Source organism: Bradyrhizobium sp. 23 (assembly GCF_023073295.1).
In the GTDB taxonomy this organism is placed as follows: domain Bacteria; phylum Pseudomonadota; class Alphaproteobacteria; order Rhizobiales; family Xanthobacteraceae; genus Bradyrhizobium; species Bradyrhizobium canariense_D.
On record NZ_JADPJF010000037.1, the window covers coordinates 151,320 to 165,905 of the forward strand.

16 protein-coding genes and 1 tRNA gene are annotated in these 14,586 nt (G+C 61.9%); 9 read left to right on the top strand and 8 right to left on the bottom strand.

Annotation, left to right across the window (positions count from 1 at the left end; all coding sequences use genetic code 11):
- A partial coding sequence (locus tag IVB32_RS06705) for a hypothetical protein (protein WP_247410030.1) occupies nt 1-365 on the top strand: 365 nt, incomplete at its 5' end.
- A 96-nt stretch (nt 366-461) separates the two neighbouring features.
- Nucleotides 462-641 (top strand): hypothetical protein, encoded by a 180-nt coding sequence (locus IVB32_RS06710; RefSeq protein ID WP_007596684.1) that lies wholly within the window; start codon nt 462-464, stop codon nt 639-641.
- Between the two features lie 129 nt (nt 642-770).
- Here the strand turns inward: IVB32_RS06710 and IVB32_RS06715 are convergent, their stop codons facing one another.
- A complete protein-coding gene (locus IVB32_RS06715; RefSeq protein WP_007596685.1) occupies nt 771-1,448 on the bottom strand; it encodes a ParA family protein in 678 nt (225 codons plus the stop codon).
- A 458-nt stretch (nt 1,449-1,906) separates the two neighbouring features.
- Nucleotides 1,907-2,281, bottom strand: a complete 375-nt coding sequence (locus tag IVB32_RS06720; protein WP_247296193.1) for a hypothetical protein — start codon at nt 2,279-2,281, stop codon at nt 1,907-1,909.
- Between the two features lie 321 nt (nt 2,282-2,602).
- Here IVB32_RS06720 and IVB32_RS06725 point away from each other — a divergent pair, with 321 nt between their 5' ends.
- The 6 genes from IVB32_RS06725 (at nt 2,603) to IVB32_RS06750 (ending at nt 7,940) form a co-directional block, all read left to right on the top strand.
- Entirely contained in the window at nt 2,603-3,769 is a 1,167-nt protein-coding gene (locus IVB32_RS06725; protein WP_247296195.1) for a CaiB/BaiF CoA-transferase family protein, read from the top strand.
- Nucleotides 3,770-3,771: 2 nt separating this feature from the next.
- Complete coding sequence (locus tag IVB32_RS06730; RefSeq protein ID WP_247296197.1) at nt 3,772-4,695, top strand: CoA ester lyase; 924 nt, start codon at nt 3,772-3,774, stop codon at nt 4,693-4,695.
- Nucleotides 4,696-4,701: 6 nt separating this feature from the next.
- On the top strand, nt 4,702-5,640 hold the full coding sequence (locus IVB32_RS06735) for an AEC family transporter (protein ID WP_247296200.1): 939 nt from the start codon (nt 4,702-4,704) through the stop codon (nt 5,638-5,640).
- 237 nt (nt 5,641-5,877) lie between these two features.
- On the top strand, nt 5,878-6,948 hold the full coding sequence (locus tag IVB32_RS06740; RefSeq protein WP_204512338.1) for a hypothetical protein: 1,071 nt from the start codon (nt 5,878-5,880) through the stop codon (nt 6,946-6,948).
- Nucleotides 6,949-7,049: 101 nt separating this feature from the next.
- Nucleotides 7,050-7,193, top strand: a complete 144-nt coding sequence (locus tag IVB32_RS06745; RefSeq protein ID WP_247296202.1) for a hypothetical protein — start codon at nt 7,050-7,052, stop codon at nt 7,191-7,193.
- A 342-nt stretch (nt 7,194-7,535) separates the two neighbouring features.
- Nucleotides 7,536-7,940 (top strand): nuclear transport factor 2 family protein, encoded by a 405-nt coding sequence (locus tag IVB32_RS06750; protein ID WP_247369013.1) that lies wholly within the window; start codon nt 7,536-7,538, stop codon nt 7,938-7,940.
- Nucleotides 7,941-8,048: 108 nt separating this feature from the next.
- On the opposite strand, the gene tenA is transcribed toward IVB32_RS06750, so the two are convergent.
- The 6 genes from tenA to IVB32_RS06780 form a co-directional block, all read right to left on the bottom strand.
- Nucleotides 8,049-8,723 (bottom strand): thiaminase II, encoded by a 675-nt coding sequence (gene tenA, locus IVB32_RS06755; RefSeq protein ID WP_247296205.1) that lies wholly within the window; start codon nt 8,721-8,723, stop codon nt 8,049-8,051.
- Between the two features lie 260 nt (nt 8,724-8,983).
- The gene (locus IVB32_RS06760; RefSeq protein ID WP_247296207.1) at nt 8,984-9,592 is read right to left on the bottom strand and encodes an Abi-alpha family protein; all 609 of its coding nucleotides are present in this window, start codon (nt 9,590-9,592) and stop codon (nt 8,984-8,986) included.
- A 75-nt stretch (nt 9,593-9,667) separates the two neighbouring features.
- The gene (locus IVB32_RS06765; RefSeq protein WP_247296209.1) at nt 9,668-10,018 is read right to left on the bottom strand and encodes a hypothetical protein; all 351 of its coding nucleotides are present in this window, start codon (nt 10,016-10,018) and stop codon (nt 9,668-9,670) included.
- A gap of 317 nt (nt 10,019-10,335) precedes the next feature.
- Nucleotides 10,336-10,626: a hypothetical protein gene (locus IVB32_RS06770; RefSeq protein WP_247384727.1), complete on the bottom strand. Its 291-nt coding sequence runs from the start codon at nt 10,624-10,626 to the stop codon at nt 10,336-10,338.
- A gap of 1,073 nt (nt 10,627-11,699) precedes the next feature.
- A tRNA-His gene (locus IVB32_RS06775) sits at nt 11,700-11,776 on the bottom strand.
- 194 nt (nt 11,777-11,970) lie between these two features.
- Nucleotides 11,971-12,402 (bottom strand): phasin, encoded by a 432-nt coding sequence (locus IVB32_RS06780; protein WP_018453573.1) that lies wholly within the window; start codon nt 12,400-12,402, stop codon nt 11,971-11,973.
- 526 nt (nt 12,403-12,928) lie between these two features.
- Here IVB32_RS06780 and IVB32_RS06785 point away from each other — a divergent pair.
- A partial coding sequence (locus IVB32_RS06785; RefSeq protein WP_346731092.1) for a PAS domain-containing protein occupies nt 12,929-14,586 on the top strand: 1,658 nt, incomplete at its 3' end.

A 14,586-nucleotide genomic window follows, 5' to 3' on the forward strand; every position in this document is an offset into this window, starting at 1 on the left:
CAGCTCGATTGCGAGATCGAACGGCGGATGCAAGTCGCGGCTTAGATGCTTCACCTCTCCCGGCAGGCTTCCCTTCTCTCTTGCGGGAGAAGGGAAGACGCACCGTGGTTAACCCCGCCCCAACGGCCTTCGCTGCTGCCGCATGGCGCATCCACGGCTCGTTTACGCAAACGCGCCTATCGTCTTCATTCAAAGTCTTTTCAAATGGGGGAATGATCATGGGGCAACGCATCCGCCCGACGGCGGCAGACATGTTCGCGTCGGCTGATTTCTTGCGGGGAATTGTGGTGGTGTCGTCGTTCGGCTTCTGGGCGGTGATGCTCGGCCTGATGCCGGTGCTGGTGTTTCGAGTCTGGCTGGCGTGATGCCAGCGCGCCGCGATGGTTAACTCGTGGTAGCAGCTGTGTTCAAAAGCGCGCGAAACTGCGACCCGGAATTTTAAAATATCCCGTGTAGCGTTCATGCCCATAAGCGAAGAAATCGCGGGGGCGTTTGTGAATAGTCATAACGAGATGGCGTCGCATTACGACGCTGGACAGCAGGGCTTTACCACCGAGGACATTCTGTGGGCCGCCGGCATCTGGTCGGTGATCCTCACTCTGTCGCCGGTGATCGTGTTCTACATGCTGATGGTGGCGTAACTTCCATCCACTTTCTTGAGCACGATCTTATCGGAAAACCGCTTCACACTTTTCCGGATCGTGCTCGCCCAAAAACGCAAAACGCGCGGATGTCCGCGCGTTTTTCGTCCGGGGAATGATTTATGAAAATTACGCCGCCTGCTTGTGCATTGCGCCGGACGCCGACGCCGTGCCGCGAATAGCCTTTACCGAACGTTCGATCGCCGCCCACAGCCTTGCGATTTCCTGCGCCGCACGGCTCTCGGCCTGATATTCCCGCGCGCCCTCGCCGTGGCTCAGCGCCATCAGCAGATCCGAACGGTTGGTGATCTGGCCGCCCCACACCGGAGCACGGAACTTCGCCAACGCCTCGCGGGCGATGGTGACGATCGGGCTTTCGGACTCGTCGCGGCGCGCCGGCGCACCGTTGAGCACGACCGCGTAGGGCTTGCGTGCCGCACGGCACATCTGGATGGTTTCCTGCACCGCGTTGACGTCGAACACGCCGGGACGGGCGGGAATCACCACCATGGTGGCGTTGCGGATGGCGTCGTCGACGACGGCCGACAGGTTCGGCGGCGTGTCGATCAACACCCATTCATAACCGTCGCGCTTGGCCGCGGAGACGATGCCGCTGACCGAGTTCACCGCGGACTTGATCGGCGGTTCGTTGGTGCCACGCAGCTTGTGCCACAGCGTGAGCGAGCCTTGCGGATCCGCATCGACGAGCAGGATCGGCTTGGTCGCCTTGATCTGCGCGGCGAGATGTGCGGCCAGCGTACTCTTGCCTGAGCCACCTTTACGCGATGCAAAAACAATAACGTTCATACCTCTGCCTCCAGATTGACCCCAGGCGGCGAAAATGAATCACCGCGGTGATTCGGGAAAGAAAAATTTATCATAAGTTATGCTGGCGCCATGAAATAACAAAGCGCGTTGGCTTTTGAGTCACACTACTGCGTGCGACGACGGGTGCGAGCTGCATCGCAACACCTTCACGCCAGCAATCGTGCGTTTTTTGAGCAGCCTTGGCAGGACGAAGCGGAATGCAACCTCGCCGCGCAATCCGTTTCGCTAGCCGTTTCCGTCCTGCCTTATCGCAAGCTTCCGCACGCCGAGGCGAACAAAAGGAGTCCGGTGGCTGGTGTGGGGCTGATGCCTGGGTCAGTTTGACTCAAGGGGCGAGCGAACGAGGGCTGGACACGCAAATGCCCGGGACATCAAACGCACTGCGCGCTGTGGCCCGGGCATGATCGAGTTTCAAAAAGGGAACGCGGCGCCCGCGTTCAGCCTTCGCTGGCTTTCTTCTTCTTGGCCGGCTTGGTGCTCTTCTTCGCCGTCCGGCCCGAGCTCCTGGGCGCGATGCTGGTCGGCTTGCCGGCGCGGGGCGCGGCCGCCATGCCCGGCTCCGGTCCAGGCCGGAAGAACGCGCGGCACTGCGGCGAGAGCTGCGACTTCTTCTGGATCATGCAGGCGGTGATGGCGTCGACGTTCGGAACGAACTCGCCGCACAGCCGCATCGCATCCGGCGTGCAGGCCTGCTGCTCCTCCTGGGAGTAGGCAAAGCCTTCACCCGGCTGGATCAGGACGGCCAGGGCGATCCCCGTGATCGCGGCAGCCGTGTATGTCTTCACGGATTTCTTAAAGCGGAACGCCGGCATCGATCCCCCAAATGTCGAGTCGGAGACGATAGTGGGTGAACGGGGGTTCGTTGGCAACCGAGGGGAGATGCGAAAGGCGGGACGTGTGCGGTCTCGGCAACAGGGACCCCCAAAACAAAAAACGCGAAAACAACCCCATGCACAGTAGCCAAGTCCATGTGGCGATTGAACTTTGCGGATCGCGATTTGCGGATTTTACGAAATGAGGTTTGACTCGTCGGGCAAAACAGGAGCATGATGCCATCATCACAGAACGTGCGTGGGGTGGTCGGCTTGTCTCCTGCGCTGGACAAAAGCGTGAGCGGGAGCGGAGACGATTGCATGGAGCGACATGAGGCGGAGCTGCCGCTGTCCGGCGTGACGGTGGTCTCGCTCGAGCAGGCGATCGCGGCTCCTCTTGCCAGCCGGCATCTTGCGGACTGGGGCGCGCGCGTCATCAAGATCGAGCGGCCGGGCGACGGCGATTTCTGCCGCGACTACGATCACGTGATGAACGGGATGTCCAGCCAGTTCGTCTGGACCAACAGGTCGAAGGAAAGCCTCGCCATCGACATCAAGAGCCCTGAAGGCCAGGAGGTGCTCAAGGCCCTGCTGCCGCAGGCCGACGTCTTCATCCAGAACCTGGCGCCCGGCGCGGCGGAGCGGCTGGGCCTCGATGCCGCATCGCTGCTGCGGAAGTATCCCCGGATCATCGCCTGCGACGTGTCGGGCTATGGCGCGGGCGGTCCCTACAGCGACAAGAAGGCCTACGATCTCCTCGTGCAGTGCGAGGCCGGCGTTCTCGCCATCAACGGCACCGAGGCGGAGCCCGCCAAGGTTGGGCTGTCGGTGGTCGATATCGCCACCGGCATGTACATCCTCAACGGCGTGCTGATGGCGCTATATCGCCGCGAGCGCACCGGCAAGGGCACCGCCTTCCAGGCCTCGCTGTTCGATTCCATCACGGACTGGATGAGCTATCCCGCCTTCTATACGCAGAGTACGGGCCGGCCACTGCCGCGAACCGGGGCAAGGCACGCAACGATAGCGCCGTATGGCCCGTTCCGCGTCGGAGACGGCAACACGATTTTCTTCGGCATCCAGAACGACCGGGAATGGCGATCGCTGTGCGCCGTCGTGCTTGGCGAGGCGGCCCTTGCCGACCACCCCCGCTTCCGCAGCAATCCGCTGCGCATGCAGAACAGGGACGATCTGCAGGTCCATATCGAGCAGCGTTTTGCAGCGATGACCAGTGACGAGGTGCTGCGGCTGCTCGACGAGGCCTCGATCGCCAACGCGCATCTGAATTCGGTCGAGGCTTTCCTGGAGCACGAGCAGCTCCGCGCCCGCTCCCGGGTGCAAACGGTGGGATCTCGTTGCGGCCCGGTGATGAGCTTCCTGCCGGCTCTCACCATTCCCGGCCTGTCGCCCCGGATGGATCCCGTGCCTGACGTCGGGCAACACAACCAATCCATCCTCAGCGAACTCGGTCTCGCAAAGGAGACATGACGATGGCCCCTCAGCGGCCGACGCGGGTCTATCTGGCCGTTCCGGCGCATCGCTCCCGTCTCGTCGCCAAGGCGGCTGCCTCGGCCGCGGATGCGGTGTTTATGGATCTCGAGGACGCCGTCCCGCCCTCCGAGAAGAGCGCGGCGCTGGAGGAAGCTGCGCGGGCGCTATCCTCGCTGGATTGGGGCAACAAGGTCGTCGCCGTCAGGCTCAACGCCGTCGACAGCCCCTTCATCGCGCAGGAAATCGGCACGCTCGCTGCGCTTCCCAGATTGGATTCGGTGATCGTGCCGAAGGCGGAGCGCGCGAGCGACATCGCCGCCATTGCCGATCAGCTGCGCGCCGCCGCGCCGGATCGCCCCTCGCCTGTGGCGCTCGAACTGCTGATCGAGACTGCGCTCGGTCTCGTCAATGTCGACGCGCTCGCGGCCGCGCACGACAGCGTCGCCGCCCTTCATCTCGGCGTCGGCGATTTCGCGGCGTCGATCGGCGCCCGCTCCTCGGAAATCGGCGCGTCGCCGGACGACTACCGCCATGTCGGCTCCATCCAGAGCGGCTATGCCACCGCCCCGCTCGATCTGTTCGCCTATCCGATGATGCGCCTGCTGGTGGCGGCGCGCGCGTTCGGCCTGCGCGCCATCGACGGTCCGTGCGGCGCGTTCCGGGATGGCAGACTGACGGAAAGCAGCGCGCTCAAGGCGGCTGCGATGGGTTTTGACGGCAAGCAGGTGATCCATCCCGACCAGATCGAGCCGACGCTGCGGGCGTTCGTCCCGTCCGACACCGAGCTCGCGCACGCGCGGCGGGTGGTCGCGGCCATGGAGCACGCCGAGGCGCAGGGCCAGGGCGCGGTGACGCTCGACGGCAAGATGATCGACTATGCCAATGTGCGGATGGCGCGCCGGATCATCGAGATGGGGTCGTAGCGGCGCATGACCACGGTGCTGATCGTCGCGCCGGTGTTTGCGCTGATCGCGGCCGGCTATGCCGCGGTGCTGTTTCGCTTCGTCTCGGAGACCGCGCACAAGGGCATCAGCGAATTCGCCTTCAGCATCGCGATTCCCGCGCTGCTGTTCCGCACCATCGTCGTCTCGGAATTTTCCGGCGTCAGCCCGTGGCGGATGTGGGGCGCCTATTACGGCGCGCTCGCGCTGACCTGGATCGCGGCGCTCCTGCTCTCGGCGCTGCTGCGGCAGCGGCGCGAGGACCGCGAGGACGGCGTCGTGTTCGCGATCGGCTCGGTCTACGGCAACATCGTGATGCTCGGCATTCCCCTGACGCTCTCGGCGCTCGGCAATGAGGCGGCAGGCCCGATGGCGCTGATCCTGTCGGTGAACACGCCGCTGCTCTGGCTCTGCGGCACGCTGCAGATGGAGCTGGTCGACCGCAAGCAGACCGCCTCTGCCGCGTCGCTGATCCTGCCGGTGCTGCGCGATCTCGCCCGCAACCCGATCATGCTCGCGATCGGCTTCGGCCTCGTCTGGCGCCTCACCGGCCTCGGCCTGCATCCCGTCGTCGACCGGACCGTCGAGCTGCTGGCGCAGGCGGGATCGCCGGCGGCGCTGATCGCGCTCGGCATCAATCTGTTCAGGTTCGAGGTCAAGGGCGAGATGTTGAGCGTGGTCGTGATGAGCGCGCTCAAACTGCTGGCGATGCCGGCGGCCGCCTTCGCGCTGGCAAGGATGCTCGACCTGCCGCCACTCGCGGCCGGCGTCGTCGTGCTGTTTGCGGCGATGCCGACCGGCGCCAATGCGTATATCTTCGCGGTACAGTATCAGCGGCTGGTGAACCCGGTATCGGGCGCGGTGGCGCTGGGCACGCTGCTGGCGGCTGTGACGTTGCCGGTGGTGGTGTGGGTGGTGGCGAGGTGAGGCAGGCTGTGCGCGATAACTCGCTTGGAGCAAAACTTCTTTGATGTCATCCAGCTGTTGGCATCGAACGCAATCCGCATATCAGCGTTCGTGGCGACACCTTGTCGTCGCTGTCCAAAGCCGTGTGATCTGCGTGGAACCCCTGACAGCACACGCGTGATAAATCCATTTCGGCGCATTGAACCGGTCCAAACGCTCAACTGACCAAAAAGAGATCTGCAATAAAGGAGCAGTTCCATGGGCATTCCCAAAGATGGGACGGTTTCGGTCCGCATCACATGCGTTGGTCACGCCAGCCGACGCTGGAGAGGTGCCCGCACGAAGGCGGCGGCATCCGCACTGAACCAACGCCTATCGGAATTCAGGGCGAAAACGATCTTCGACCAGGTCGATCCCATCGTCAAAATGCAGCTGCCGGGATTGCCCGTCGCGCTTGGCCAAAAGGCAGTCGGGAGCACGGAACCGTTTCCGACGGCCGGCGAAGATAACGCCGCCATCGATCGCAGTGTCGTCCTCATGGTCGACCTGGTTTGGACAGGTACGGGCGGTTACAAGAAGGTGCACCGTCCGCCTCGGCTTGTTTATGCGCCGAGCACCTTCTGGGAGATGAAAATCGCAGCGCTCTTTGGCGCCTCGGGTATCGGCGTCAAATCGAGCTTGCTCCGCGTGAAGATCAAGAACTTGAGTACAGGGCGCGAACTTTCGCTTTTTGGGCCGATTATCGGCGGTGATCTGACCATCGGTGCCGGCATGTTCAAGAAGGTGCCCAAGGTGTCGCCCGTGAGCTTCGACAAGTTCGATCCCAAACAATTGCGGGATGCGCAAGTGGGCAAGCCGGTCGTGTTCACGACGCCGCTCATGGACTTCGAAGACTGGATCAACGGATCGGAAGGCCAGCTCGTGCGGGTCGTTCACGGTCATCTTAAAACCGGCGTGACCAAGTCGCAGACCAGCTTTCTCCAGTTCGTCAGCGTCGATACTCATCCCGGCTCATTGGTCTTCGATCTGAAGGCGCTCGGTTTCTCGTTGGGTATTCCCGAGGTATCCAATCAGGTGCAATCCGGAACACTCAAAGCCGAAAATCATCCGTCAGACCAGTATCTCGTCGACACACCTGATGACGTTGTTCCTGTCCAAGTCGCACAGCACCGCAGCGAAGGCCTTCTGATCAGCTTCCCAACTGAAAAACATCACTGGACGGATTTGAGTTCGAGCCAGCAAGAGGAAGTGAAGCGATTTGTGTTGAACAGAACGGCAGCCATTCGCGCTTTGTCTGACTTCAAGGATGTGGTCGCCCCGACGCCGTGATGGGGCGGGTAGCTGGCAGACTGATTTCCCGACGGAGCTGTGGCTTCGTGCTTCGAGGGGGCGAGAAGCCGAGCATCCTGGTGGTATGCGCGCTCGACCCAATGCAGGTGCCGACCTGCGCGAATACGTACATCTTCGCCGTGCAGTATCAGCGGCGGGTGAACCCGGTGTCAGTTGCGGTGGCTCCGGGCACGCTGCTGGCGGCGGTGACGTTGCCGGTGGTGGTGTGGGTGGTGGCGAGGTGAGGTGGTCGGCGGCTTGGCGAGTGCGCCGCACCACCTCCCAAATACAATCAGCGCAGGCCCAGGAACGAGAGCACCACACCAATCACGACGACGAGTCCGACCAAATAGATAATGCCGTTCATGTCTGAGCTCCTCAGCGTTGTCAGTCCTGCCGCAACACAAACACTCCAGGTCGTGAAAAGGTTCGGCGTTGCCCGACGCCGATTTCTCCTGAAATGGGGGAACGAAAGCGACCGATCCTGCTTCGTGGCGTGCTGAGCCTTCGCCCCCCTCAACTGATGATTTTGCGTTTACACGCAAAGGTCGCTAGGCTGACTTGATACGTCCTGCAGGGAGGGTGATATGGGACAGCGTGAAGAGAGACTGGCAGCGATCAGAAGCGCTTACGCAGCACGCGATGGCGGTGACGCCGAGGGCTTGGTGACAGCCTTTCATCCCGAGGGCTTGTTCACCTTGATGGGCGACAAGAGCGCGCTCGCACTGACAGGGAGCATGCAAGGGCACCCGACCCTGCGTGGAGCTTTCAGTAGATTGATTGATGAATTCGGCTTCGAAGGTCGCGAAATCCTGGCTGAGCTGGTCGACGGAGATCGCGTCGCCGTCCATTCCCGCCTCGTCGTTCGATACCGCCCGACCGGGCAGGCTTCAAGCACCGAGATCCTGGATCTGTTCAGATTTAAGGACGGCAAGATCATCGAGCTGATCGAGTTTGCGGACACTGCGCAGATCAAGGCGATGATTGCGTGACGCGTGGTGAGGTTCTGTTAGTGTCGCCTGACGTTGGTGAGTTTGGTGCACTGTCATAGTAATTCGAATTGTATGACGTTCAGGCTGTGAACCTGACTGCCGAAAGAGTTATTGAACACGCTGGCCCGCGCGCCAGGCCATCTGCCAGAAGTCCGCCTCGAGTCGGGTGGCTTCCTTGAAGATCGCAATCAGCTCTGCCTCGCGGGCCGGTGTGGCGTAGAGATCGGCGAGATGCTCCATGTGCGCCTGCGCTTTGGCAGCGACCTCCTGGTACGGCGCGCCGGCATACTCGGCGATCCAGACGCGGTAGGCGTTCGTCGCAGCGTCCGCGAGGGGGAGCGAGGCGAGCCGCGTTGCGATCTCCGCGTACCCGATCACGCAGGGGGCAAGCGCCACCTTGAGCGCCAGCAGATCGCCGCGCATTCCTGCGTCGAGCACGTAGCGTGTATAGGCCAGCATCTCGGCCGCCGGCGGGGCCTGTTCAAGGTCGGCCGGGGACAGACCCCAATCGGCGCAGAGCTTCACATGCAGGTTCATCTCGACATCGAGGATAGCCGAAAGGCCGGCCGCGGCTTCACGCATGTCGGCAAGTCGGGGCGACTTGTAGACCGCGAGCGCGTAGGCGCGAGCAAACTCGATGAGGAACAAATAGTCCTGAACGAGGTAGTGACGAAACGCCGCTTCGGGGAGCGAGCCGTCTGCCAATCCGCTCGTGAAGGGATGCTCGGTGTAAGCCCGCCACTCAACGGATGCTGCTGTCTTGAGACGCTCGAAGAAACTCACGATCTTTTTCGCCCGGCTTGCTTGTCCATGAACGTCTTTTGGCTCGCTACCGATAGCGCATTGCGAACGGGGGAGCTACGGTGACCGCGCACAAAACTCACTTTAAGCAGCGTTGCGGATGGGCACTCCCCGCATCGGGAGTTTTGCGTCACCGTAACCCCAAGAGTTTTAAAAGGAACGGCTGGCCGACTTGTCCGGCGCCGCACTGCCCCAGCACTGTATGAGCGGGCTTCAAGTACAGGCTAACTGAGCGCCGAATTTCAAGGTCGGCATGCGTGCAACAGCTCGATGCCGAATCCAGCTAACCTGTAGTAGTCGGTTTGACCAGAAAGATGCCGCGACAAACAGCGAGCAATTACCAAATTTTCGATCGAAACAGCCGCTAGAGTCTCGCGAATACTCAATCGGTCCGCAAAGATTTTTGGATCAACAGTTGCCTGATTGGGGTTTTGGACGAGCGCGCGAGCCTCTTGCAATAGAAGTGCATCAAGCGGCTGCAGCTTCTGGAGAGCAGCAACGAACTCGGGTCGGACATCCGCGGCACGATCGGTGTCCATCGCATTAGCTAAAAGTCTTGCCCAAATCTCCTGCATCTCCGTGCGAGATTCTTGCTGGGCTGCTTCCAGCAACGGTATAGCGATTTGCTCTGGCAGTTCGGTCGTCTTAGCGTCGCGCTCCCGCAATATCTCCTGTGTTCGCCGGGTTATTGCATCCAGTCGCCGGTGCCGTGCAGCGTGGAGCGGGTCTCCAATCAGAATACCGTAAACATCGGCGATTTGCTGAGAACTGGCCTTCACAAGGTCCAGCGCCTTGCTGGCGGCTTTTGCGCTTTCTTCAATCGCGCCTTCGTACGGTGCCTTGTCGGTCATTCGCTTATTCCCCGAGCTTAAAGCCAGCGATAGGCGGCCCAGCCGACCTTGACGAGAGCAAATTGCAACCAAGGACTAAGATTGCCAACTCCCAACTTTTTGATGCGCCTGAATGTAGGGGCCAAACAGCTTGGGAGCAGTCCGGTAATACTCGTTCAGCTCATTCATTCGATCATAGTGCAGCTTCGGGCCAGCCGGGTCGTGTAGTTTGATTGCAGAGTTCGAGTCCATCAGATCGATGATCACAATTCGGATGCGCTCAAGATATTCGTTGACGTCTGGTCCAAAATAAAACGGCGCTTTTTCGATTGCCTCCGCGTACTCATAAAGTGTGCCATCGTCTGGTTGTCCGGAGGACATGGTCTTGGCTACCACATGTCTTATTGCTTCAAAGATTGCTATACGGCAGTCGAACAGCTCTAGCACGACGCGCTCATTCTCGGTTTGCCAGTTTTGTTTGGCAACTTCTGCCTGGAGGCGAGCCGCCTCAGCTTGGGAGCTTCCTAGGCGATAGGCGACGAAAGCCGCAGCTCCGGCCGCGATGACACCGGCGCTTCCTTACGTGAACAACGATAGACGGCCCAGCCAGCGAGAAACGCGACGGCGAGCAGCACCGCGTTGCGGCGGGAGGCGAGCCATCCGAAGGTTCTAACAGAAGGCGCGCGCCAAGGCGCCCCGAAAGGGGCTTGGCAGATTAACGCTTCGGTGTTCGGATGTCCGTGGGCGTGAAATTAGGACCTGGGCTATTGCCGCGTCTTCACACACGCGTCCACCGCGTAAGCGCACTGCTCCCCGGCAGTTAGGAGACCGCCAGTTGGGCCGGTGTAGTTCATTGAAGAGACCTGGCCGCCGGCAAACACCACATTGATCTTGCAAAAGCGACGTGAGCTGACCGCGGTGGCGCCGTACCGATCGCCGCTGACGCTGGCGACCTCCATGCCATTGCCGGAATCATAGCCCCAGACCTCGGTCGCGCCCTCGGCCGCTTTGTTGGCCGGTGCGCCCATACAAGAGAGCACCTGCTCCTTTGACATGCCTACCATTTGCGTTCGTGCATCTTGGGCGATTTCGGCGCGCTGAAAAGCGCAACCACATAGCGCGACGCCAAGCGCTACGATTCCCAAAACTCGCATGTTCTATTCCCCCAGCCGTGCATCCAACCGCAACGTACGGGGAAGCGCAACCTAAACGCGCTGCAACAAAAGAGATTCCGGTTACAGTGCGTGAAATTGGGATTACAGAAAACGAGTGCCCTGGGATCGAGAGGTTAGTGCACTGTTATGGGTAACCTGGCAGGTCGACTAACCCCACGTCTCAAGCGGCAATCTGCTATTGCGGCGTTTTGTCTATGTGCCCCTCTGTCCGCTTGTCGCCTCGCTTGCAGGCTGTGGTACGGCGCAATATGCGTTCACGCCGATCCGACAAGCTACTGCAAGTGCAATGCCGACCACAGGAACCAAGACAACTGCCGATAAACCAACGACAGAGCCAATTCCAGCGGCTATGGCGCCTACGACTTCAACCTTATGCTTGTTAGTGAGGCTCTCGATCTTTTTTGCGCAAGTCCTTGTAAGAGGGGTCTCCGCAATGAACTTGCGCACCTCTTCCATCACTCGACGGAAAAAACTATGCGACCCGCTACTTGCTCCAAAAGGGAAGGTGTTCTCGGGACCGACCCTGGACAGCCAATTCTGACCGATTTCCTCTAAGCTCGTTTCCATTGGAGAGCATCGCTTCTATAGTCTTTGCATGAGCGGCCGGAAGCGCTCCTATCCAATCAAGTGACGTAGAATTTTCGAAATCGAAGGTCATGACTGCAACTCGCGAATGTACTCAGCGGAAATCGCGTGGGTGGTCTGATGCAAGGTATGAGGGTCAACACCGCCCAAGCTGATGCCGCCACCTGCCCTAGGAGCGTAACTGCCGATTATCATCGCTGCGATGGTTCGCCCATCGCTGAGCAAAACTGGGCTCCCGGACTGCCCCGGACGCGCTTGAACGTTCAAGATAATGAGCAACGATAGTGATCTTTGTCCCGGTCGGATCTGCATCGGTCTTCTCAAGACGCAAATGTGCCGGGGCTTAAGGTGTCTGAGAATTGCACCGCTGGTACAGTTGGGTGGGCTCGAACCACCGACCTCCTGTTCCACAGACAGGCGCTCTAACCAACTGAGCTACAACTGCATCCTTGCGAGCCGCCCGAGGGGCGCCCTTGATAGGGCCGGTCACCGAGGGGGGCTGGACGGGGCGGAAACTAGGTGCAACGGGCGTTTTTGGCAAGGCCGCAACACCCTCAAAACGTCCCGCAAACGAGGTTATTTCCAAAGCAAAACCCGGGCTCTAGGCCCGGGTTTCTTAATTCAAACGACCCGGCCAGATCAGGCGGCGGGGTAGAGCTTCGCGGCGGAGGCCTTGATCGGCTCGGCGGCGGCAGTGGCCGCGCGCTGGGTGATCTCGGCGAGCTCCCGGGCCTGGGCCTGGAAGGTTTCGAGCTGCGTCTTGGAATGGTTGGTCCACAGCGCGAACGCATCCTGCGGCGCCTTCACGCTGAACAGCTCCTGGGTGAAGTCGAGATGGGCCTTGGTGTTGGCCTTCGCGAACTCCATCAGCTTGGCGGTGTATTCGCTGACGCCCTTGTGGGCGGACGCGAACACGGCCTCGACGGTGCCGTTGTGGGTTTCGGCGGCGTCCTTGAACTTGGCGTAGTTCTCGCGGGCCTGCGACACGCCCTTTTCGGCGAACGCACGCATCTGCTCCGGAACCTCGAACGGAATGACGGAGGCGGAGAATGGATCAGTCGTACCTGTCATGCTTTGTCCCTCACACTAATGAAAAAACGGAGTGAGCCTTCAGGCGCGCCCGCCGGCCAACCGGGTGACGGGTGCGAAGACTGGAAACACAAAACGAATGATGGCTCGCCCAGCGCGGAGACCATGCCTGCCTAAGATGTCAACATTGTGCAACGCAACGGGTTTTGGGGTGCATTGCGCAAATTTAATCGCGGGGAGGATGAGGTTCCCGGTATGGGGAACCGGTGGTTGAGGTAATCAGGTGGTGCCTGAGCGCGCGCCTCGTCCTTTGAGACGACCGCTGCGCGATCTCCTCAGGATGAGGCTGGGCGGCATGGGTATCTGCGGACGCGGGGATCTCGAAGAATGGGGATGCGAACGGGCTACGGCTTGCGGGGTCAGGGACATTAAGGTTATCGCGGCTTTAGGCCTTGGCGCATAGGCTTCGGCCGTGGACCTGCCCGGCCCTGCGGGCGATACTAACCCTTTCTTAAGGCTGTCATTCCCGGCAGCCTGATGCGCACAAGCGGGACGCGAAGCCGGTCGGATGACGAGTTCGGATTTCCAGTTGCGAGGCGTGGGCGATCCCCGGCTGGCCGTGCACGCGACCTCGCCGCTGCCCGTCTGGCTGTGGTCGATCGACGGCACGCGCGTGCTCTGGGCCAATCCGGTCGGGGCAAGACTGTTCGGCGCGGCCCATGCCACGGCGCTCGCAGACAAGACCTTCGGGCCCGCCGACAGCCACCGCCGCCAGATCATCCGGCTTGCCGGCCGGCTGCCTCCGAACGGCGCGATCCGGCTCGAACGGCTGCGCGGCTTCGGCGCGCGGTTGGGCACTCTGATGACCTGCGCCTGCGCCCGGCTCGACTTCGCCGATGGCGGCCGCGCCGTGCTGGTCACCGCGATGGACCCCGGCTTGCGCACCATGCCGCTGGTCGAGCGGCTGCTTCGTCTGGTCGACGGCGCCAAGACGCCGATGGCGGCGTTCGCACCCGACGGCCTGTTCGTCGGGGCCAGCGAAACGGCCCGCACCCTGCTCGGCTTCCGCGATCTCACCGAGGGCGGCCTCGAACAGGCGCGCAGCGATGCGCTCAGCCTTGGCCGCGCCGAGACGCCGATCGGCATCGGCCAGATGGTGCTGCAGCGGGTCGGCAGCGGGGCCGATGTCGGCCTGGTCGCGCTGATCGAGCCTGCCGTGCAGCAGGCGGCGGCTGCGACTGATGAGGTCGAGTCCGAGGCCGCCGAAGAGGTCGCGCGCGAAGAGATCGCCCGAGAAGACATCGCTCAGCATGAGGCTGCGCCGTCCGCTGCTCCAGCCGCCGTACCGCAGGATGTGCAAGCGGCGCCGTCGCACGAGGCGCCATCAGAGATCGCGCTGTTCGACGCCTTCGCCGAGCCGGTCGACGCGCCGCAAGCAACGATCGCGCACGAACCGCCCGTAAGCGAGCCGGCGACCGAGATCGTCTCGATCCAGCAAGCCGTCGAGCAAGCGGCCGAAGCGCGCGCCGAGGTCGAACCGAAGACTCCGGTTGAAAACTCGGCCGAAGCCATGGTGTCGCCGCAGGCCGCGCCGACCGTAACCGGCATGGTCGAGCCGCCGTCGGGCCACGAAGAGCCGCCCGCACCGCGTCAGCATCCGCTGCGCTTCCTCTGGAAGGCGGATGCAGAGGGCCGCTTTGTGCTTCTGTCCGACGAATTCATCCACCTGATCGGTGCGCGCACCGCCGCCGGCTTCGACCGCCCCTGGCGCGAGATCGCCGACGCCTTCGCGCTCGATCCTGAGAGCCGCGTGGCGCAGGCGCTTGCGAGCAAGGACACCTGGGCCGGGATCACCGTGAACTGGCCGGCCGATGGCGGCGAGCATCTGCCGGTCGAGCTTGCCGGACTTCCGGTTTATGACGGCGAGCGCAATTTCGCGGGCTTCAGGGGATTTGGCGTCTGCCGCGATCTCGACGGCCTCAACCGGCTCGATGCGCTCAGGCGTTTTGAGCTTTTGGCCGAACCGGCGGCGCCGCAAAGCCTGTCCGCCAATGTGGTCGAGCCGGAGCCCGAGCCAGAGCCGCCGCCTCCGCCGATCGAGCCGCCCGCACCTGAGCCTGAAGCTGAACTGCCCGAACCCACACCCGACGCGAATTCACATCCAACCGATCCGGAACCGCCAGTGGAAACGCCTCCCAATGTCCTGCCGTTCCGAGCGCCCGGCGA